Source organism: Streptomyces sp. NPDC002467 (assembly GCF_042889825.1).
Taxonomy (GTDB): Bacteria; Actinomycetota; Actinomycetes; order Streptomycetales; family Streptomycetaceae; genus Streptomyces.
This window is the reverse complement of sequence record NZ_JBIARJ010000033.1, coordinates 40,402-60,558: the sequence shown is the minus strand read 5'-3', so window position 1 is coordinate 60,558 and position 20,157 is coordinate 40,402. Positions and strand designations below refer to the sequence as shown.

Here is a 20,157-nt window from a genome sequence, read left to right as displayed (position 1 = left end):
CCCCGCCCGCGCTGGTGGGCCCCCTCATCCGGCGGGCGGCGGCCGGCCGGGGCGGGGGGGGGCGCCCCCCCCGGGGGGGGGCCCCCCCGGGGGGGCCCCCCCCCCCCGGACCCCTCTTTCCCGAGCGGAGACGCGATGACGCGCACCAAGATCGCTTTCCCGGCCGTACGGGCCGCCACGACCGCCGTATTCGCCGTACTCGGCCTCATGTTCCTGACACCCGTCGCGGCCCACGCCCACGGGGACACCGTGAAGGTGGTGGTGACGGGGCAACGGGAGGGCCGGGTGACCACCGAGATCACCTGGGAGAACGACGGGGACGCCATCGAGGAGGCCGTCGCCGCCACCGTGAACGCGACGAGCCCCGACGGCTCGCGCACGCTCGGGCCCTGGCGCCTCGTCCGCGCCGCCGGCGCCTCGCGGACCGCGTGGACCACGGCCGAGGCCCTGCCGCCGGGTTCCTGGAAGGTCACCGTGGACGTGGGCTTCCCGTCCCTCGGGCACGGGGAACTCGACGTGGCCGTACCTGTGGTGGACCCGGCGCCCGCCACCGGCGCGCCGGCGCCCACGGTGGCGATCTCCGCTCAGCCCTCGACCCAGGCCACCGCGGCCACGCCCGGAACCGCCTCCACCCTCGCCGGTGGCCAGGCCGGCGCCGGGGCGACCGAGCCGGCCGGGGACGACACCGATTCCGGCCTCTGGTGGACGACGGCGGGCGTGGCGGTGCTCGCCCTCGCCGGGGCGGCCACCGGGATCCTGATCCGGCGCCGTCGTCGGCTGCGCCTCAGGTGACGTCCGGGTACGGCCCCAGGTAGCGGTACGCGCCGGATTCGACGCGGTAGAGGTGCGACACCCGCGTACCGGTCAGGTCGTGGGTGTCCGCGTCGAAGGCCAGCGGTTTGGCCAGGCCCTCGTAGGTCTGCCGGGGGAAGCGGCGGGCCAGACCCGCCCTGTCCCGGGTGTCCTCCCCGAGTCCCGTCAGGCAGGCCGCCAGGAGGCCCACGCCGTCGTACGCCTCGGCGGCCCAGCGGGCGGGCGCCTCCCCGTACGCGGCCCGGTACGCGGAGACGAACCCGGCGGCGGCCGGCACGGCCGTCGGGTCGGTGAAGAAGGCCCCGATCTCCCAGCCCTCGGCGGCGGGGCCGGCGGCGGCGAGGAACTCGGGCTCCATGATGGGCTGGATGCCCGCCCGGGGGCCCTTGAACCCGGCGTCGGCCAGGGCGCGGGCCAGGAGCCCCGCACGCTGCGGCGAGGTCCCGGCGTACACGACCGCCTCCGCCCCGGCGGCGGTCAGGTCCCGTACGGCGCCCGCGAAGTCGGAGCCGTCGGCGGGTATCCGGTGGACGCTCACCGAACCCCCGCCCGGGGGGCTCTGCTGGAGCTCGCGGGAGATCCGCCAGCCCGCGTCTCCCCCGGCCGCGTCCCCGACGGCCGCGTCCTCGACGACCGCGGTCCGGTGCGAGGGCCGTACGTTGGTCAGGTAGTGGATCACGGGGTTGACGATGTAGTCCCATGCGGGACGGGTCGGGCAGAGCGTCCGCCATTTGCGGAACTGGGCCTCCTCCAGGCCGTTCACCGACACCAGCAGCAGCGTGAGTCCGGCCGCCGTGCACGTCTCCGCGAGGTCGGGCACGGCGGCCTCCCAGGTGGGTCCGGCGAGCGCCAGCACCGCGGGGTCGGCGGCGAGTTCCTTGACGGTCTGCGCGGCGCGCGCCCGGTCGCCGCCGTCGTCGGCCACGCGCAGGGCCAGCCGGAACACGGCGTCCTTGGCTGCGTTGTGCCGGTCGACGGCCAGCCTCATGCCGCGCTCGTGGGCCCGGCCGCCGGCCTTGCCCGGTCCCGTCAGGTCGGCCTGGAGACCGAGGGTGAGCACGGGCAGGTCCCGCCCGGAGCCGGCCCGGGGCGTGTCGCCGGCGCCGCGCCCCCGCGTGCCGAACCAGGCGACCGGTGCGCCGACCGCGAGCAGGGCCCCGCCCGCCGCGAGGAGCCGCCTGCGCGTGAGCCTCCCCGTGCCGGCCTCCGGGGTGTCGATCCTGGTGGGTTCGGGGGCGGGGAGCTCCAGGGCCCGGGTGGAGCGTTCGGCGATCAGCCGGGGCAGCGGGGCCGGCAGCCAGTCCCGGCCGTCCTCCTCCCCCGCGCGGCCCCCGGTGAGGAGGGCCGTGAGTTCCGCGAGGGTGGGCCGGGCCTCGGGCTCCTTCAGCAGGCAGGCGCCGACGGCCTCCAGCAACTCGGCGGGCAGGTCTTCCAGTTCGGGCTCGTCGTGGACGGTGCGGAAGACCACCGCGGCCGCGTGCCCACCGCCGAAGGGACCCCGCGCCGTCGCCGCGTACACGAGGACGCAGCCGAGCGAGAAGACGTCCCCGGCCGGGCCCGGCACGGGGCCGCCCGCACGGGCCAGCTCCGGCGCCAGGTAGCCGGGGGTGCCGACGACCGCGTCGGCGGCCGTCAGGGTGGTCGCGCCGGCCGCCCGCGCGATCCCGAAGTCGATCAGGCGGGGGCCGTCGGGGGCGAGCAGTACGTTGCCCGGTTTCACGTCGCGGTGGACCAGCCCGGCCGCGTGCACCTCCGCCAGGGCCTCGGCGAGCCGCGCCCCCAGGATCCGTACGCTCCGGGCGGGTAGCGCACCGTACCCGGACACCGCCTCCGACAGGGACGGGCCGGGGACGAACGGGGTGGCCAGCCAGGGCTCGCGGGCCTCCGGGTCGGCCGCGATCACCGGCACCACCCAGCGCCCGGTCAGCCCCGCCGCGGCCTCGGCCTCGCGGCGGAACCGGGCGCGGAAGGCGGGGTCCGCTCCGTGGTCGGCGCGGATCACCTTGACCGCGACGAGGGTCCCGGCGGGGGAACGGCCGAGGTAGACCGTGCCCATGCCGCCCGAGCCGAGGCGGCCCAGCAGACGGTTTCCGCCGATCGCGGCCGGATCGGCGGGCAGCAGGGGACGCATCGGCCGCTACGCCGGTGGGGCCTGGCCGGCCGGGCCCGTGTACCGGATCCGGCCGCCCTCCACCCGGTGGGCGAAGTACGTGTTGCCCTGCACCTGCCGGTACTCGTCGAAGGTGTACTCCTTCGTGAGGCCGCGGAAGGTTCCCTTGGCGAGGGCGGTGAGCAGGTCGGCGCGGGCCGGCCGGGCGCCGCCGGCGGCCGCCGTCACGAGCCGGTCGATGACCAGCCGGGCCGCGTCGTAGGCTTCGGCCGTCCAGGCATCGGGCGCCGTGCCGTAGGCCGCCCGGTGCGCGCGGGCGACGTCCGCGACCTCGGGGGCTTCCGGCCCGGTGTAGGGGGCGAGGAACTGCCAGCCCTCGGCCGCCTGACCCGCGGCGGTCAGGAACTCGGGGCCCACGACGGTGAAGTCGACGGCCCGCGGGCCCTTGAATCCCGCGGTGGCGAGCAGGCCGGCCACCTTGGCCGCACCCGCCGGGGTGCCGGTGTAGAAGAGGGAGTCGATGCCGTGGGCCAGCATGTCGTCGACGATCGGCGACAGGTCCCCGGCGCCGCGCGGCACGACCCGTCCGTACGAGGTGGCCTGCGGGGAGACGAGGGTGAGGCTGCGGTTGCCCTGGAGGACCGCCTGCCAGCCCTCGACGTCGCCGGCGCGGTCGCAGAGGGCTCCGAGCCGGCGCGCGCCCTGGACCGCGGCCAGTTGGAGGCTGACGGCGAAGCCCTGGCCGAGGGAGAGGGCGCTCGTCTGGAAGAAGCTGCGCCGGTCCGTGACGCCGAAGGAGGTCGCCAGGGCCGAGACGGTGAGGAGGGGCAGCGCGGCCTCCCCGTACAGCTCCAGGCAGGGGGTGACCGTGGCGTTGCCGGTCGGGCCGATGACGGCGAGCACGTCGCGGTCGGCGATGAGACCGGCCGCGGCCGCCGCGGAGCGATCGGCCCGGCCGGCGTCGTCGGCGGTGGCGACGGTGAGCGTGAAGGGCTTGTCCTTGCGGGAGTTGAAGGCGTCGACGGCGAGCCGGACGCCGCGTTCCTGGGCCTGCCCGAGGGCCTTCTGCGGGCCGGAGAGGTCGGCCTGCACACCGATCACCCATGTGCGGGGCGCGGGCGCTGCCGCCTGCTTCGGCTTGCCGTCGTCGCGCAGCGCGAGCCAGGTCGCCACACCGCCGCCGGCCGCGAGCACGGCGCCCGCCGCGGCGAGGCCGAGGAAGCGCCTGCGCGAGGGTGCGGGCTCGGCTCCGGGCGCGGGGGCCGCGTCCGGGTCGGCGGCGGTCTCGTCGATCCCGGGCAGGGCGAGCAGGGCGGCGGCGCGTTCCGCGATGGTGGCGACGACCGGGTCGGGCAGCCAGGCGGTGCCCTCACCGGGGGTGTCCTCGGTCAGTGCCTCGTCGAGTTCGGCCGCGGTGGGGCGGATGTCGGGGTGTTTGGCGAGGCAGGTGCGCAGCAGCGCGGTGAGTTCCGGGTCGGCGAGGACCTCGGGGCCGAACTCGGGCTCGTCGTGGACGGTGCGGTAGAGCACCGCCTCCACCGTGCCGCCCCCGAAGGGCAGCCGGCCGGTGGCGGCGTAGGCGAGGAGACAGCCGAGCGCGAAGACGTCGCCTGCCGGTTCGGCGGGGCGGCCCTCGGCCTGCTCGGGCGGGATGAAGCCGGGGGTGCCGAGGACGGCGTCCGCGGAGGTCAGGGCCGTGTGTTCGCCACCGCGGGCGATCCCGAAGTCGATGAGTCGGGGCCGGTCCATGCCGAGCAGCACGTTGCCGGGTTTGACGTCGCGGTGGACGAGGCCCTGCCCGTGCATCACTCCGAGGGCCTTGGCCATGGCCTTGCCGAGGACCCGTACGGCGCGCAGCGGGAGCGGCCCGTGGGCGGCGACGGCCTCGGCGAGGGAGGGGCCGGCGACGAAGGAGGTGGCCAGCCAGGGTTCGTGGGCGTCCGGGTCGGCTCCGGTGATGCGGACGGCCCAGGGGCTGTCCACTTCGGCGGCGATCTCCGCCTCGCGGCGGAACCGCGCCCGGAAGTCGGACTCGTCGGCGTACTCGGCGCGGATCACCTTGACGGCGGCGAGCGCGCCGTCGTCGGTGCGGCCGAGGTAGACGACGCCCATGCCACCGGCTCCCAGCCGCCCGAGGAGGCGGTGGCCGCCGATCCGGGAGGGGTCCGAGGGGTGCAGCCGTTCCATCAGCCCGCCGCCTTTCCGAGCTGCTGCTTGGCCTGGAGCATCATGCGGGCGGTGCCCTGGACGACGAGTGCGCTCAGTGCCTCCTGGGTGAAGCCCTCCGCGGCCTTGCCCGCCACGGCGATGGTGACCGGTCCGAACTGCCCCTGGGACCACAGGTAGGGGTGGGGGCCGCCGTCCTCCTCGCTCACGTACCGGCCGGATTCGGTGAAGGCGTCCTCGGTCCAGCCGTTCAGCTGCTCACCCTGGTAGAGGGAGGCTCCCCACAGGCCCTTGAGCTCCTCGCCCTCGCGCAGTTTCTGGTCGGGGCAGCGCAGGACCTCCTCCATGGCGTGGGCGGTCTCCCAGCCGGAGTCCTGGCGGTTGCGGTGCACGGTGACGGTCACGTTGATCCGCACGCGTCCGCGGCCCTCCTGTGCGGGGAGTTGGAAGTAGCGGGTGCTGGTGGCCAGTACGTCCTCGGGCAGTCCCGAGGTCTGCCATACGCAGGCCTCGTCGAGGACGGGCCAGTGGCTCGGATCGCTCTCGAACGGGGTCCTGCGCACCATCTCGGGGCCGAACGCCTCCCGGTCGACGACGATGCGGCCGAGCAGGGCGCGGGCTTCGGCGGCCGTCCGGGGCTGCTTGGACTCGTCCACCTCGGGGACGAGAGGGGCGGCGGCCGGTTTCGTGGGCGCGGGCGCGGCGGACGCGCCCGCGCTCCCGCTCGCCGCGCCGGCCGTCGCGGTCGCCGTCGCCGTCGCCGTCGCCGTCGCCGTCGCCGTCGGGGTGCGCTCGTCGGCGCCGCTCTTCGCCCCGCCCCCGGCCGAGCAGCCCGTCAGTACCAACAGACCCGCCGCCGCGCACCCGCAGGCGCGCAGCGCGGAGCCGCCTCCGTATGTCATGTGTCCCCCTCGGCAGCGATCGTACCCACCGACGCATTGGATCAACTGCCTTACCCGAAAGGGATCTTGGAGTGGAACAATGCCGCTCATGCGCATTCGAGCAGTACGCCGGGAGGAACTGACGGACCTCCAGGACATCGAGAGGGCCGCCGGGCTGTGCTTCCGGGACATCGGCATGCCGGAGATCGCCGACGACGAGCCGCTGCCCCTCGGGGAACTGGCCGGGTACCTGGCGGCCGGCCTGGCCTGGGTCGCCGTGGACGACGAGGACGCGCCGCCGGTCGCGTACCTGATCGCCGACCGGGTGGACGGGGCCCTGCACGTCGAGCAGGTTTCGGTGCACCCGGACCACGCGCGCCGCGCCATCGGCAGGGCCCTGCTGGAGCACCTCGCGGACCACGCCCTGCTGGAGCGGGTGCCCGCCCTGACGCTCACCACCTTCGCCGAAGTCCCCTGGAACGCCCCGTACTACGAGCGCTGCGGCTTCCGGCGCCTGGACGACGACGCGCTCACTCCGGGCCTCCGGGAGATCCGAGCGCGGGAGACGGAGCACGGCCTGGACCGCTGGCCGAGGGTCTGCATGCGCCGCGCCCTGTAGCCGTGGCCGTTGCGTGCCGTCGTCAGAGGCGTGGCCTCGTGGCCACGACGGCGGTGAGCGCGGCCGGCTGCTCCCAGGACGTGGTCTCGACCCGGGAGAACACCGACTTCGCGAGCACGTCGGTCAGGTCTTCGAGACGGTCCGCGGAGGTGATCACGGCGACGCCGCCGCGCGGGGCGAGCACGGTGTCGAGATCGGCGAGCACCCGTTCGCCGTCCATCTCGTGGAAGGCGCCGCCGATGACGCACAGGTCGATGCGCGGCAGGCAGAGGCGGGTGACCGCGGAGGCGTCGCCCTCCAGCCAGGAGACGTTGGGGCAGCCGCGCTCCTCGGCGAGCCGGCCCGCCTCGGCGAGCACCGCCGGGTCCGGGTGGACGGCGTAGACGTGGTCGGCCGACGGGGACAACGACAGGGCGAGCACGCCGGGTCCGGTGCCGGCGCCCCTCGCGCCCAGTTCCAGTACGGTCTGCGAACCGTCGAGCACGAACCGGTCCGCGATCAGGGCGTGGAGCCGCGCCGGGTACGGCGTCCCGGGACGGGCGGGGTACGCGGCGGCGGACGCGAAGGGCGTGGTCATGGGGCCTCCTTGGCCGGGTTGCTCCGCCGATCGTGGAGCAGTTCCGGATGCGCGGCGGAGGTTGACAGCTGATGTCCCCCATATGGATTGCACGTTACGGCATCGGAGGGGCGGTCAGCGCGGCAACCGGCCGAGGAACTCGCGGATGAGCGAGGCGATCTCCGGCCCGTGGCTCTCCAGGGCGAAGTGGCCCGCGTCGAGCAGGTGGATCTCGGCGTCGGGGAGGTCACGGGCGAACGCCTCCGCGCCCGCCGCCCCGAAGATCTCGTCGTTCTTGCCCCAGGCGACGAGCAGCGGGGGGCGGTGGGTGCGGAAGTACTCCTGGAAGGCCGGGTAGCCGTCGAGGTTGAACTGGTAGTCCCAGAAGAGCTGGAGCTGGATCTCCTTGTTCCCGGGTCGGTCGAGGTAGGCCTGGTCGAGGGTCCAGGTGTCGGGGCTGATCCGCGCCAGGCGGTCGGCCGGGACACCGTGGGTGTACTGCCAGCGGGTGGCCCGGACCGTCAGGAGCTCCCGGACCTCGGCCTCGTGGGACTCGCGGTCCTTGGCGTGGGCGAAGAGGACGTCCCAGAAGGGGGTGAACCCCTCGACGTAGGCGTTCCCGCTCTGACTGATGATCGCGGTCACCCGCTCCGGGTTGCGGGCGGCGATGCGCAGGCCGATCGGGGCGCCGTAGTCCTGGATGTAGAGCGCGAACCGGTCCACGCCGAGGGTGTCGAGCAGCGCCAGGGTGATCTCGGTCAGCTTCTCGAACCCGTACGCGAATTCCTCCACCGGCGGCATGGCCGACTGGCCGAAGCCCACGTGATCGGGAGCGATCAGGTGGTAGGAGTCGGCGAGTTCGCGCAGCAGGTCGCGGAACATCGCGGAGCTGCTGGGGAAGCCGTGCAGCAGGACGAGGGTGGGACGGGCCGGGTCTCCGGCCTCCCGGTAGAAGACCTCGACGCCTTCGATCTCGACGGTGTGGTGCCGTACCTGGGTCAGGGTGTCGCTGAACATCTGCTTCTCCCGAATGGGTGTGGCGGTCTCGACGCCCCAAAACTAAACCGATCGGTTCAGTCATGTCAACTGAACAGTTCAGTCTTGACAATGAACCGATCCGTATAGTTCATTCGGCGCATGGAAACCACCACGGAACTCAGGTCCACCACCCGCGTCGTCCGGCCGTTCCACACCTACGAAGGGGAGGGATTCCCGGTCCGCCGGCCCTTCCCCCAGCCCGAACTGCCCTTCCTCGACCCCTTCCTGATGGTCGACCAGGTCGGCCCGCACGAGCTGGGACCCGGCGAGGCCAAGGGCGCCCCTCCCCACCCGCACCGCGGCTTCGAAACCATCCAGTACGTGATCGACGGGCCGATGGAGGACATCGACTCCGCGGGCCACAAGCGGGTCGTGAATCCGGGCGAGGTCCAGTGGCTCACCGCCGGCTCCGGCCTCGTGCACCTCGCACGCCCCACCCCGGGCCTGCTCTCCGAGGGCGGCCCCCAGCACCTGCTCCAGATCTGGGTGAACCTCCCCGCCCGCCTGAAGGCGACGCCGCCACGGGTCCAGTACGCCTCCCCCGCCGAGATCCCGACCGCCCGCACGCCGGAGGGCTCCGAGCTCAAGGTGATCGCGGGCACCACGCACGACGTCACCGGCCCGTTCGCGACCCACACCCCGGTGCTCGTGGTGCACGCCCGGATCGCGGCGGGCGGCCGCGCGGAGTTCTCCGTTCCGCGCGGGCACAACGCCATGCTGTACGTGCTCTCCGGGGAGGCGGCCACCCCCGACGGGCCGCTGCCGGACGGACATCTGGCGGTACTCGGCCACGACGCGGACCGCTTCGCCGTCCACGCCCCGGGCGCCGCGGCCGAGGTCCTGGTCCTCGCCGGCGAACCGATCCGCGAGCCCGTCGCGCGCGGCGGGCCGTTCGTCATGAACACCGCGGCCGAGCTCCGGCAGGCGCAGCGCGACTACGAGCGGGGTCTCATGGGGAGCGTCCGCATCTGAGGGGCTGCTCTACGAAACCGTTCAGTTCATATACTGAGGCCCCGCTCGAGATGCGAAGGACAGCCCCGATGGACGCCGACACCAAGAACGCCGCGAGCGACGCGAACGCCACGGAGGACACGGACGACACGGACGCCTACGGCATCCCGATCATCCCGGACCCCTCCGACAGCGCCCAGCGCAAGCGTCGGGCGATCATCGACGCGGCCGTCGCGGAATTCCTCGCCGAGGGCTACTCGGCGGCCTCCATGGACACGATCACCAGCCGCTCGGGGGTCTCGAAGGCGACGATCTACAAGCACTTCGGCAACAAGGAGCGGCTCTTCCTCGCCGTCATCGCCGGAATCCTGCCCAAGACGTACGCGGACCTCGAATCCTGCAACGCCAACCTGTCCCAGGCCGCCGACCTGCGGGCCGCGCTGATCGGGTTGACCGCCGACTTCGCGACCGTGCTCCTGCGCCCCGACATCATGTCGCTGCGGCGCCTGGTCATCGGCGAGATCGACCGCTTCCCGCAGCTCGGGCGGCTCTGGTACCAGGTCACGTACGACATGAACAACGGGCCGCTGACCGAGGCCATCACCGAGCTGGACGGGCTCGGCAGGCTGAACGTCCCCGACCCGGAGCTCGCCGCCCAGCAGCTCGTCGCGAGCACCGTCGGCATCCTCCAGCTGGTCCGCACCTTCAGCCCCGACTCCGAGATCGACCGGGCGGAACTCGGCCGCGTGGTCGCCTCGGGAGTCGACCTGTTCCTCGCGCGCTACGCCGTCCCGCCCACCTCGTAGCCGTCCACCTGGTAGCCGTCCATCGGCAGCAGTTCGGGGCGCTTGGCCGTGCGGCCGTCACCCGAGGAGCGACCGCGCAGGCGGCGGCCGAGCCAGGGACCCAGGAAGCCTGCCAGCCAGCGCGCTTCGTCCACCGCCGTCCGCAGCCCCGCGACGGGCGGCGGGGGCGGCAGCGGGTCCGCCCAGCCGCGGTCGCTGCCGGGCAGTCGCAGGGAGTGGGCGAGGGCCGCGGCGATCCGTTCGTGGCCCAGGGGGCTTGCGTGGAGCCGGTCCACCGCCCACAGGCGCGGGTCGGAGCCGACGGCCTCGCGGCCGGTTTCGGCGACGGCCACGCCGTGCCGCTCGGCCGCGGCCCGGATGAGGTCGTTGAGCTCGAACACCCGGGGGCGCAGGGGCCGGGCGAGGGGGGCGATCCTGCCGATGTCGGGGAAGGTCACGGTCACCACCTGGGCACCGGCCTCCGTGAGCGCGGCGAACATCGATTCCAGGTGTCCGACCGTCCGCGCGGCGTCGAACGACGGCCGGAGCACGTCGTTGACCCCGCAGACCACGCTGGCGAGGTCGGGCTCCATGGCCAGCGCCGGCGCCAGCTGCTCGGCGTGGACCTGGGCCGCGACGCGTCCCCGTACGGCCAGGTTCGCGTACCGCAGGCGCGGTTCGACGGCCGCGAGGTGCTCGGCGAGCCGGTCGGCGAAGCCCCGGTGGCCGAGGGTGTCGTCGCCGTCGCCCAGTCCTTCCGTCTGGCTGTCGCCGAGGGCGACGTAACGGAGGTACGCGCGGTGCTCACTGCTCGGCACGGGCCGTCCGCCTTTCCTTCAGTACGGTCGCGGCGCGCAGGCACCACTCCCGGTGGCCCTGCTCGAAGGCGCGTCCGCGCAGGGCGGTGAGGTACCCGCCGACTCCCCTGCCGCAGAGCAGGAACTCCTCCTCGTCCGCTTCACCGCGCATCTGGAGCAGGAGCGCGTCGAGGAGCCCGATCTTCGCCTCGGCCGCGGCCGCGCGTTCTTCGAGCTGCGCGATGACGGGCGCCGTGTCGATGCCGTCGGCGGCCTGGACCTTGACGAGGAGGTCGTCGCGGATCACGGAGGGCTTGGACGCGGCCTCGGCGAAGGCCTCCAGCTCGGCGAGGCCGGCCTCGGTGACGCGGAACAGCCGCTTGTTGGGCCTGCTCTCCTGCACCACCTCGCGGCCGGCCACGAGGCCTTCCTTCTCCAGCTTGGCCAGCTCGGCGTAGAGCTGTTGCGGCAGGGCGTGCCAGAAGTTGGCGACGCCTATGTCGAACCCCTTCGCCAGCTGGTAGCCGCTGAACTCTCCGCCCAGCAGCGACGCCAGCACGGCATGTCTCAACGCCATGGGAGCAGCCCCTTCCCTTTCCTCGCCCTTGCCTGCATCCTACTCATGAAATTGATTACTCATATTCATGAGTAGGGCACGACTTCGAGGAGGGGCCCGTGGAGACTGCCGAACGCTTCCGCGACGCGGTGGAGAAGCGCGATCTGAGCCTGTTGGACGACCTGTTCACGGATGACATCCGGCTCTACAGCCCGGTGAAGTTCAAGCCCTTCGAGGGCAAGCCGATGGTGTTGGGCCTCTTCGGGGTGCTGCTGCGCACCTTCGAGGACCTGCGGTACGTCGGACACTTCGAGGGCGCGGCGGAGACCAGCGGGGACGGGCAGGAGGCCCCGTCGGCGATCCTGCCGTTCCGGGCCACGGTGGGCGGCAAGCAGGTGCACGGGATCGACCTGCTGCAGTTCGACGAGGAGGGCCGGATCAAGGAGTTCACGGTGATGGTCCGCCCCCAGTCCGCGGTGCACGTCCTGGGCCAGGCGGTACTGGCCGGCCTGGTCGCCGACGGCCTCGTCCCCGACCCCGCCGGCGCCTAGGGCCTGACCGGAGACGTTCACCGGGCCCGGTGGGTCACAGGGCCCGGCTGAACTCCAGTCTGTCGGCGAAGTTCTCGTAACCGGCCCTGGTGAACGCCTTCGCCATGGCCCCGTTGGCCGCGTCGCAGTCCCCGCGGATCTCGACGGCGCCGTTCGCCGCGAGGAGGCGCGTGCCGCGGACCACTGCGGAGGCGGCGTAGCCCTTGCCGCGGTGGGCGGGCGCGACGCCGACGAAGCCGATGACGTGGACGCTCGGGTTCCGCGCCGGCAGGCTGATCACCGCGGCGGTGCCGTCCTCGGCGTAACCGATCTCCCACCATCCCGGCTCGTGCGCCAGCTCCGCCGTCTCCTCGAAGAGCCGCTCGGCCGCTCCCCGTGCGCCGAGGTCCCGGACGTAGGCGGCCAGGCGGGCGTCCGAGGTCAGGGCGAGCAGCTCTTCCAGCAGGTCGACGAACGGCTCCGGTCCGAGCTCCGGCAGGGAGCGGAAGGTCAGCCGGGGGTCGTCGGCCGGCAGCTCGGCGGGGACGCGCAGTCCGAACCGGCGCCCGTCACGCACCACTCGGAAGCCGGAAGCCCGCAGCAGCTCGCCGCGGCGCTCCGGTTCCCGCTGGAACTGCGGTGCCTGCGCGGGCGAGTCGACGACGTGCTCCAACTCGTCCGCGCCGAGCTCGCGCGCCGCGCGGGCCGCCGCGTCGAGCAGCGCGGATCCCACCCGTGCGTCCCCGGCCGCGGCCTCGAAGAGGACGAAGGCGTAGGGAACCGCGTGTCCCGGCAGGGTCCACAGCACCACACTGCCCACGAGCCGCCCCGCGTCGTCCTCGGCGACCAGGCACCAATCGGGCCGGGTGCACTCCGTCTTCAGCAGCTCGTCGAGGTACGCGCGGGTCGCGACGTTGCGCTCGTGGTCGTCGGGATGCTCGAACAGGGCGGGGAGTTCGTGGGGGCGGGCGGAGCGGATCAACGTCACCTGGCAGCCTTCGGGAAGGGGGACGGTCGGAATCGCACCGAAGGTACCCCCCGGACCCCGACCCCGGCCGGCGATTTACCCACGGGACGGGCGGACCGGCCGGGGCCCTGGTGCGGGCCCCGGCCGCCGCCTCATGCCGTGGGGGCGCCGGCGAGGGGGTCGATCTCGCGGCGCCGGCGGCTGATCGAGTCGGGGTCCCAGCCCGGTCGCGGTACGGAGGCCAACAGCAGCCTCGTGTAGGGGTGGTGGGGGTCGGTGAGCAGCTCGGAGACCGGGCGGTGCTCCATCGTGCGGCCCCGGTACATGACGAGCGCCTCGTCGCACACGTAACGCACGACGGCCAGGTCGTGGCTGACGAAGACCAGGCCGATGCCCGTGTCCCGGCGGATGTCCGAGAGCAGGTTCAGCACCTGTGCCTGTACGGACACGTCGAGCGCGGACACCGCCTCGTCGAGCACGAGGACGGCCGGTTCGACGGCCAGCGCCCGGGCGATCGCCGCCCGTTGGCGCTGGCCGCCCGAGAGGCGGCGCGGCAGGGCCGCGGCCTCTCGGTCGCCGAGGCCCACCTGCCCGAGCAGCTCGCGGACCCGGGCGGCGCGGGCCGTGCGGTCGGTCGTGCCGTGCAGCCGGAGCACCCCGTCGATCGTGGCGCCGATGCTCAGCCGGGCGTCCAGCGAGAGGTAGGGGTCCTGGAAGACGATCTGGACGGCCTTGGCCCTCGCCAGCCGCGCCGGCCTCCCCCGTACGGAGGCCGCGAGCGGTGTGCCCTGGACGAGGATCTCGCCGGCGTCGGGGCGTTCGAGGCCGATCAGCATCCGGGCCGTGGTGGTCTTCCCGGACCCGGACTCCCCCACGATGCCGAGCGCGCCGCCCGTACGCAGGGAGAAGGACAGGTCGTCGACGGCGACGACCTCCGTGCCGGCCGTGCGGTAGGTCTTGCGAAGGCCGGTGACCCTGAGGAGTTCTCCGCTGCTCATCTGTCCTCCTGGCGGGTGAGTTCGGCGGCGAGGTGGCAGGCCACCTCGGCCGGGCCGTGCGGCCGCAGTTGCGGCGGGGCCTGGTCGCAGCGCCCCGGTTCGGCGAACCGGCAGCGGGGTGCGAAGGCGCAGCCGGGGGCGGATTCCAGCAGCCCCATCGGGGCGCCGGGGATGGGGGTGAGGCGGGCCACGGGACCGGCGAGTGGTGGCGAGGAGCCGAGCAGGCCCGCCGTGTAGGGGTGCCGGGGGGAGGCGAAGAGTTCCGCGACGGGCGCCGTCTCCACGATCCGGCCCGCGTACATCACGTAGATCCGGTCGCTGACGGAGGCCGCCAGCTCGATGTCGTGGGTGATGAGCAGGAGCCCGAGGCCGCGTTCCCGCTGGAGCCGCCCCAGGATGGCCAGGATCTCCGCCTGGGTGCTGACGTCGAGCGCGGTGGTCGGCTCGTCGCAGAGCAGCAGTTTCGGTTCGGTGGTGAGGGCCGCGGCGATGACGACGCGCTGGAGCATGCCGCCGGAGAGTTCGTGCGGGTACTGCCCCAGGTGCCGGACCGGGTCGGGGAGACCGACCGCATCGAGCAGTTCGGCGGCCCGCCGCTCCGCGCGCGCCTTCGTCCAGCCGTGGACCAGGCGCAGCGGCTCGGTGAGGAAGTCACCGACGCGGCGCACCGGGTTGATGGCGGCGCGGGGATCCTGGTAGATCATCGCCGCCTTGTTGGTGCGTACGTCGCGCAGGCTCGCGGGGTCGGCGCCGACCAGGTCGGTGCCGTCCACCAGGACCCGTCCGCCGATTTCGGCACCTTGGGGGAACAGCCCCAGGGCGGCGCGGGCGGTGACGGACTTGCCGGAGCCGGATTCGCCGACGAGGGCGACGACCTCCCCGGCGGCGACCCGCAGGCCGATCCCGTCGAGGACCGGGCGGGCCATCGCGGGGAGGGTGACGCGCAGGCCTTCGTATGCCAGCAGTGTCATCAGGAGTCCCTCCCCGCGAGGCGGTCGCCGAGGTCTTCCCCGACGATGTTGAAGGCGACGACGACCAGGACGACGGCCACGGCCGGCGCGATCGCGGACAGGGGCTGCCCCTGGAGGACGGCCGTCTGGCCCTGGTTGATCATGGCGCCCCAGTCGGGTGTGGGGGGTTGTACGCCGAGCCCGAGGAAGGAGAGCGCGGCGAGGTCGAGCAGCGCGTAGCCGAAGTTCACCGTCGACTGCGCGAGCAGGGTCGGGGCGATGTTGGGCAGCAGCCTGCGGACGGTGACGTACAGGGCGGAGTGGCCCTGCACCCGGTAGGCCGCGATGTAGGGGCGGGACTTCTCCCGCAGGGCGAGTCCGCGCACCACGCGCGCGGTGTACGGCATGTAGGCGATCGCCATGGCGAGCACCGGGGCCGTCATCCCCTTGCCGAACAGGGCCACCGCGAGGATCGCGAGCAGCAAGGCCGGGAAGGCGAACAGGACGTCGAGCGCCCGGCCGACGGCGGTGTCGATCCAGCCGCCGCGCCAGGCGGTGAACAGGCCGACGGCGATCCCGAGGACGGTGGAGAAGAGGACGACGGAGAGCGGGCCGATCAGGCTGGTGCGGGTGCCGACGAGGAGCGCCGAGAGGGTGTCGTGTCCGCCCTGGTCGGTGCCGAGCCAGTGCTGGGCGCTCGGTCCGAGCAGGGTGTCGCCGAGTGCCCCGAAGGTCGGGTCCTGGGGCGCGATCCAGGGGGCGAACAGCGCGACCAGGACGAAGAGGACGAGCAGTGCGAGGCAGGTCCGCTGGAGCGGGCCGCCGCCGAGGCGGCGGAGCCGGGCGAACCGGTCGGGCCGGGTGCGTACGGGGCGCGGGGTGTCGGGGGTGCGGGCGCCGGCGCCGGTGCCCGCTTCGCGGAGGGTGTTCATCGGGCGCTCCCCGCCGCGGCGGAGCGCGGGTCGATCAGCGGTTGGACGAGGTCGACGAGGGCGTTGACGATGACGAACGCGGCCACCACGAGCAGCACGATCGCCTGCACCACCTGGAAGTCCAGTTGGTCCACGCACTGCACGAGCAATGAGCCCACTCCGGACATCCCGAAGGCGGTCTCCACGATCGCGGTGCTGACGAGCATCCCCGAGACGAGCAACGCGGAGACGGTGACGATCGGCCCGAGCGCGTTGCGCAGGACGTGTCGCCTGATGACGGTCCGCCGCGGGGTTCCCCGGCTCAGCGCCACCTCCACGTGTTCGCGGCGCAGTTCGTCGAGCATGGCCGAGCGGGTCACCCGAGTCACCAGGGCCGTGAAGGTCACGGACAGGGCGGCGGCCGGGAGGATGACGTGGTGCAGCCGGTCCAGGACGCCGGCGCCGTTGCCGATCGTCGGGAACCAGCCGAGTCGTACGCCCAGGACGGACCTGAGCAGCAGCGCGGCGACGAAGGCGGGCGCGGCGGCGCCCACCGTCACCAGGAGCATGAGCGAGCGGTCGGTGCGCGAGCCGCGGCGCAGCGCGCCCACGATCCCGGAGCCGATGCCGAACACGGCGATCATCAGGGCGGACACGCCGATCAGCAACAGGGACGAGGGCAGTCGCGACCAGATGACCGAGCCGACGTCCTGGTGGAAGAGGTAGGAGCGGCCGAAGTCGCCGTGCAGCACTCCTTCGAGCCAGTTCCAGTAGCGGACGAGGAAGGGCTCGTCGAAGCCGTACTGCCGGCGGATCTCGGCGAGTTGCTCGGGGCTGGGGCTGCGGCCCTTGGTGAGGAAGCTCGCCGGGTCGCCGGGCGCCAGGAAGAGGGAGGAGAAGACGAGGAAGGAGGTGACGAGGAGGGTCGCCGCCATTCCGGCCAGCCGGCGCAGCACCCGTCCGGCGCGGGCCAGGGCGGCGTTCGCCGCCGGGCCCGTCATCCCTTGGCCCCGATCTCGGCCGCCCACGGGTAGTAGAGGTAGGCGATGGAGGGCTGGACGCCGGTGATCTTCTTGCCGAGGAAGACGCTGACGGGCTGGGTGTACAGGGGCAGCCAGGGCAGTTCCCGCAGGGCGACCTTCTGCGCCTCGGCGTTGGCATCCGCTCGCAGGGCCGGGTCGGAGGAGGCGATGGCCTTGTCGACGGAGGCGTCGAAGGCGGGATTGGACCAGTTTCCGTAGTTGCTGTAGGCGCCGGTCTGGAGGGAGCTGTACATGTCGAGCGGGTCGGTGATCGACGTGTACCAGAAGGTGAGGAACAGGTCGATGCCCTCGCGGGCGGCCGGGTCGGTGAAGAGGGTGGTGTACTTCTCCGCCGAAAGGGAGTTGATCTCCGGCTTGAGGCCGATGGCGGTGGCGGCCTGGGCTATGGCCTGGGTGATGATCGTCGTCTGGGAGTCGAGCGGGCTCGTCGCGATGACGACCTTCTGGCCGTTCACCCCGGCTTCGGCGGCGAGCGCCTTGGCCTTGGCCGGGTCGTACGGGTACTTGGGCAGGTCCTTCGCGATTCTGTCGCGGGTCGCGTCGGGGGCGTCGGCCCAGAGGTTGTCGGTGACGAGCGAGTCTGCGACCTCGCCGACCCCGCCGGCACCGGCCTTGACGATTCCCTTGCGGTCGGTGGCCATCAGCAGGGCCTGGCGCACCCGGGGGTCGCCGAGGGGGCCCTTGAGGTTGCTGACGACCTCGTCGGCGACGGTGGTGTTGCGGCCGAAGTAGAGCGTTCCGGCCGGGGTCTTGCCCAGTTGGGCGTACGCGTTCGGCGGGACCATCCAGCCGCCGTCGACCTCGCCGCTCTGGAAGGCGTTGACGCGGGTGGTGGCGTCGGCGAGGAAGACGAACTTGGCCTGGCCGGACTTGGCCTTGAGCGCGGGGTTCCAGTAGTCGTCGAACCGCTTGAGGGTGAGCGACTGGCCGGCGGTCCAGTTGTCGAAGGCGAACGGGCCGGTGCAGTTCACGCCGGTCTGCGGGTTTCCGTAGTTCTTGCCGGACTTGGCGAGGGTGGCGGCGGACTCCACGGTGCCGGGGCCGGCGGCGAGGTACTTGTTGAACTTGGAGTCGGGCTGCGTGAGGGTGACGGTGACCTCCAGCGGCCCCGTCTTGTCCACTGACTTGACGTTGCGGAAGGGGCTCGCCCAGACGCTGGCCGTCTCCGGGTCGAGGTTGCGGCGCAGGGAGGCCACGACGTCGTCGGCGGTGAGCTTCGTGCCGTCGTGGAAGCGGACGCCGGGGCGGATCTGGTAGACCCAGGTGGTCGGCGTGGGGTTGGAGTACGAAGTCGCGAGGTTCGGCGAGGTCGTCAGGTCCGGGTTCCAGCGCAGCAGGCTCTCGCAGACGTTGGCGAGGATCTGGTTGGGCGGGTAGTCGAACGAGTAGGCGTAGTCGATGGTGGTCGGCTCGGCGAAGATCGACCAGGTGAAGGAGTCCAGGTTGCCCGCGGCGGCGGGCGTCTGGTTCGTGATCTTGTAGGCGGTGGCCTGGTCCTTCTCGGGGTGAGCGGTGCCGCTGCACGCGCTCGTGACGAGCATCGTGGCGGCCGCGAGGGCGGCGGCGGTGAGGGTGCGGCGGATCAGCGGGGTTCTCGTACGGGCTGATGACATCGTCTGACTCCCTGAGGGATGAGCTCTGCGGGGTGGGTGACGCTCGGCCGGGCGGGATCGGCCGTGATGCTCGGTCGGGGGTGGCCGTGCCTTGGGGGAGGCTCAGTCGGTGGCGACGAAGACCGCTTCGCCGTCGATGTACGTGCGCAGCACGCGGGTGTCGGCGATCTCCAGCGGGGGGTGCTCGAAGGGGTTCCGGTCGAGGACGACCAGGTCCGCGTACTTGCCGGGCTCGACGGTGCCGGTGACGTGGTCGAGGTGGTTCACCCAGGCGCTGCCGGCGGTGTAGGCGGTGAGGGCCTGCGAGAGGGTCAGGGCCTGCTCGGGGAAGAACGGTGGCGCCGGTTCGAAGGTGTCGGGCGAGTTGGGGGCCTCGTCCGGTACGGAGCGGTTGACGGCCACGTGGATGCCCCACAGCGGGTTGGGGCTGCTGACGGACCAGTCGCTGCCCGCGACGAGGCGGGCCCCGGCGCGCTGGAGGTCGCCGAACGGGTACTGGAGGCGGGCCCGTTCGGGGCCGAGGAAGGGGATGGTGAGCTCGTCCATCTGCGGTTCGTGCGCGGCCCACAGCGCCTGGATGTTGGCGGCGGCCTCCAGGTCCGCGAAGCGGGCGATGTCGTCGGGGTGGACGACCTGGAGGTGGGCGAGGTGGTGGCGGTTGTCGTTGGAGCCGTTGGCGGCGCGGGCCACGGCCAGCGCGTCGAGCACCTCGCGGACGGCGCGGTCGCCCAGCGCGTGGAAGTGGATCTGGAAGCCCGAGCGGTCGAGGCGGGACACGGCCTCGGTGAGCACCTCGGGGTCGATGAAGCTGAGCCCCGAGTTGCCGGTGGAGCAGCCGCAGCCGTCGAGGTAGGGCTCCAGCATTCCGGCGGTGAAGTTCTCGGCGATGCCGTCCTGCATCATCTTCACGGTGGTGGCGTTGAAGCGGCCGACCTGTCCGGTGCGGCGGCGCTCCTCCAGGTCGGGGATCTGTTCCAGGCCGCGTTCCCGGTCCCACCACAGGGCGCCGACGACGCGGGCGCGCAGGGAGCCTTCGCGCGCCGCGCGCAGGTAGACGCCGTAGTTGTCGGGGTTGCCGGGGAAGGCTCCGATCATGGCGTCCTGCCAACTGGTCACGCCGAGCGAGAACAGGTGCTCCTGTGCGGCGAGCAGACCGGCGTGCGCCTCGTCGGGGGTGGCGATGGGCACGTGGCGGGCGACCAGTTCGACGGCGCCCTCCTGGAGGGTGCCGGCCGGGCTGCCGTCCGCCTCGCGCTCGATCCGGCCGTCGGCCGGGTCGGGGGTGGCGGCGTCGACGCCCGCGCGTTCGAGCGCCCGGGTGTTGACCCAGGCGCCGTGGCCGTCCCGGTTGGTGAGCAGCACGGGCCGGTCGGGAACGACCGCGTCGAGCATGGCGCGGGTCGGGGTGCCGCCGGGGAAGACGTCCATCGACCAGCCGCCGCCGCGGATCCAGTCCGTGTCGGGGTGGTCCTTGGCGAAGGCGGCGACGACGGCGAGGTAGCCGTCGATGGTGCGCTCCTCGCTCAGGTCGCAGCCGAGCATCTGGACTCCGGCCACGGCGGGGTGCACGTGGGCGTCCTGGAAGCCGGGGATGAGGAGGCCTCCGGCGAGGTCGACCACCTCGGTGGCGTCGTCCGCGAGGGCGCGTACCGCCGCCTCGTCGTCGACGGCGAGGATCCGGCCGCCGGCGACGGCCACTGCCGCGTCGATCGGGGTGGATGAGGTGCCCGTGAAGACCCGCCCTCCCACGAAGAGGGTGTCGGCCCGCTGGCTCGTGTTGCCCATCAACGCTTCCTCCGGCTCGGCGGGTCGAAACCCGCACGGCTTGTTCGTTGAGGAGGAGTGAACGGGAGCGCAACATTGTTGTCAACGG

Annotated in this window: 19 protein-coding genes; 5 read left to right on the top strand and 14 right to left on the bottom strand. The window is 73.1% G+C overall.

Annotated features, from left to right (window positions below; genetic code table 11):
* The first annotated feature begins 135 nt into the window (after positions 1-135).
* Positions 136-792 carry a hypothetical protein gene (locus ACFYYJ_RS39560; RefSeq protein WP_389139505.1) on the top strand — a complete coding sequence of 219 codons (657 nt, stop codon included), beginning with the start codon at positions 136-138 and terminating at the stop codon, positions 790-792.
* On the opposite strand, the gene ACFYYJ_RS39555 is transcribed toward ACFYYJ_RS39560, so the two are convergent.
* Genes ACFYYJ_RS39555 through ACFYYJ_RS39545 form a run of 3 tightly spaced genes read right to left on the bottom strand, consistent with a single transcriptional unit; the run spans position 785 to position 5,991 of the window.
* Positions 785-2,944, bottom strand: coding sequence for a bifunctional serine/threonine-protein kinase/ABC transporter substrate-binding protein (locus tag ACFYYJ_RS39555; RefSeq protein ID WP_389139503.1), 2,160 nt, complete (start codon positions 2,942-2,944; stop codon positions 785-787). The two genes, ACFYYJ_RS39560 and ACFYYJ_RS39555, sit on opposite strands and share 8 nt — an antisense overlap.
* 6 nt (positions 2,945-2,950) lie before the next feature.
* Complete coding sequence (locus tag ACFYYJ_RS39550) at positions 2,951-5,110, bottom strand: bifunctional serine/threonine-protein kinase/ABC transporter substrate-binding protein (protein WP_389139502.1); 2,160 nt, start codon at positions 5,108-5,110, stop codon at positions 2,951-2,953.
* Entirely contained in the window at positions 5,110-5,991 is an 882-nt protein-coding gene (locus tag ACFYYJ_RS39545; RefSeq protein ID WP_389139500.1) for a hypothetical protein, read from the bottom strand. The genes ACFYYJ_RS39550 and ACFYYJ_RS39545 overlap by 1 nt, the downstream gene beginning before the upstream one ends.
* 88 nt (positions 5,992-6,079) lie before the next feature.
* On the opposite strand from ACFYYJ_RS39545, the gene ACFYYJ_RS39540 reads away from it, so the two are divergent.
* The gene (locus tag ACFYYJ_RS39540) at positions 6,080-6,589 is read left to right on the top strand and encodes a GNAT family N-acetyltransferase (RefSeq protein WP_385129989.1); all 510 of its coding nucleotides are present in this window, start codon (positions 6,080-6,082) and stop codon (positions 6,587-6,589) included.
* A 22-nt stretch (positions 6,590-6,611) separates the two neighbouring features.
* Here ACFYYJ_RS39540 and ACFYYJ_RS39535 read toward each other — a convergent pair whose 3' ends face one another.
* Positions 6,612-7,166 carry a class I SAM-dependent methyltransferase gene (locus ACFYYJ_RS39535; protein WP_385358443.1) on the bottom strand — a complete coding sequence of 185 codons (555 nt, stop codon included), beginning with the start codon at positions 7,164-7,166 and terminating at the stop codon, positions 6,612-6,614.
* 114 nt (positions 7,167-7,280) lie between these two features.
* Positions 7,281-8,162, bottom strand: coding sequence for an alpha/beta fold hydrolase (locus ACFYYJ_RS39530; RefSeq protein WP_389139497.1), 882 nt, complete (start codon positions 8,160-8,162; stop codon positions 7,281-7,283).
* Positions 8,163-8,282: 120 nt separating this feature from the next.
* Between ACFYYJ_RS39530 and ACFYYJ_RS39525 the strand changes: the two genes are divergently transcribed.
* Complete coding sequence (locus ACFYYJ_RS39525) at positions 8,283-9,155, top strand: pirin family protein (RefSeq protein ID WP_389139495.1); 873 nt, start codon at positions 8,283-8,285, stop codon at positions 9,153-9,155.
* A gap of 68 nt (positions 9,156-9,223) precedes the next feature.
* Positions 9,224-9,940: a TetR/AcrR family transcriptional regulator gene (locus tag ACFYYJ_RS39520; RefSeq protein ID WP_389139493.1), complete on the top strand. Its 717-nt coding sequence runs from the start codon at positions 9,224-9,226 to the stop codon at positions 9,938-9,940.
* Here the strand turns inward: ACFYYJ_RS39520 and ACFYYJ_RS39515 are convergent.
* Positions 9,916-10,737 carry an SGNH/GDSL hydrolase family protein gene (locus tag ACFYYJ_RS39515; RefSeq protein WP_385358451.1) on the bottom strand — a complete coding sequence of 274 codons (822 nt, stop codon included), beginning with the start codon at positions 10,735-10,737 and terminating at the stop codon, positions 9,916-9,918. The genes ACFYYJ_RS39520 and ACFYYJ_RS39515 overlap by 25 nt on opposite strands.
* Positions 10,724-11,293: a PadR family transcriptional regulator gene (locus ACFYYJ_RS39510; RefSeq protein ID WP_389139491.1), complete on the bottom strand. Its 570-nt coding sequence runs from the start codon at positions 11,291-11,293 to the stop codon at positions 10,724-10,726. The genes ACFYYJ_RS39515 and ACFYYJ_RS39510 overlap by 14 nt, the downstream gene beginning before the upstream one ends.
* Positions 11,294-11,391: 98 nt before the next feature.
* Here ACFYYJ_RS39510 and ACFYYJ_RS39505 point away from each other — a divergent pair, with 98 nt between their 5' ends.
* Complete coding sequence (locus ACFYYJ_RS39505; RefSeq protein ID WP_389139489.1) at positions 11,392-11,823, top strand: nuclear transport factor 2 family protein; 432 nt, start codon at positions 11,392-11,394, stop codon at positions 11,821-11,823.
* A 34-nt stretch (positions 11,824-11,857) separates the two neighbouring features.
* On the opposite strand, the gene ACFYYJ_RS39500 is transcribed toward ACFYYJ_RS39505, so the two are convergent.
* The 7 genes from ACFYYJ_RS39500 to ACFYYJ_RS39470 form a co-directional block, all read right to left on the bottom strand.
* Positions 11,858-12,790, bottom strand: coding sequence for a GNAT family N-acetyltransferase (locus tag ACFYYJ_RS39500; RefSeq protein WP_389139487.1), 933 nt, complete (start codon positions 12,788-12,790; stop codon positions 11,858-11,860).
* 131 nt (positions 12,791-12,921) lie between these two features.
* Entirely contained in the window at positions 12,922-13,767 is an 846-nt protein-coding gene (locus ACFYYJ_RS39495) for an ATP-binding cassette domain-containing protein (RefSeq protein WP_385130003.1), read from the bottom strand.
* Positions 13,764-14,738, bottom strand: a complete 975-nt coding sequence (locus ACFYYJ_RS39490) for an ABC transporter ATP-binding protein (protein ID WP_385358460.1) — start codon at positions 14,736-14,738, stop codon at positions 13,764-13,766. The genes ACFYYJ_RS39495 and ACFYYJ_RS39490 overlap by 4 nt, the downstream gene beginning before the upstream one ends.
* Positions 14,738-15,649 carry an ABC transporter permease gene (locus tag ACFYYJ_RS39485; RefSeq protein ID WP_385358463.1) on the bottom strand — a complete coding sequence of 304 codons (912 nt, stop codon included), beginning with the start codon at positions 15,647-15,649 and terminating at the stop codon, positions 14,738-14,740. The genes ACFYYJ_RS39490 and ACFYYJ_RS39485 overlap by 1 nt, the downstream gene beginning before the upstream one ends.
* The gene (locus ACFYYJ_RS39480; RefSeq protein WP_389139484.1) at positions 15,646-16,629 is read right to left on the bottom strand and encodes an ABC transporter permease; all 984 of its coding nucleotides are present in this window, start codon (positions 16,627-16,629) and stop codon (positions 15,646-15,648) included. The genes ACFYYJ_RS39485 and ACFYYJ_RS39480 overlap by 4 nt, the downstream gene beginning before the upstream one ends.
* Positions 16,626-18,284, bottom strand: a complete 1,659-nt coding sequence (locus ACFYYJ_RS39475; protein WP_385358466.1) for an ABC transporter substrate-binding protein — start codon at positions 18,282-18,284, stop codon at positions 16,626-16,628. The genes ACFYYJ_RS39480 and ACFYYJ_RS39475 overlap by 4 nt, the downstream gene beginning before the upstream one ends.
* A 102-nt stretch (positions 18,285-18,386) precedes the next feature.
* Positions 18,387-20,069 (bottom strand): amidohydrolase, encoded by a 1,683-nt coding sequence (locus tag ACFYYJ_RS39470; protein WP_385130011.1) that lies wholly within the window; start codon positions 20,067-20,069, stop codon positions 18,387-18,389.
* Between the last annotated feature and the right edge of the window lie 88 nt (positions 20,070-20,157).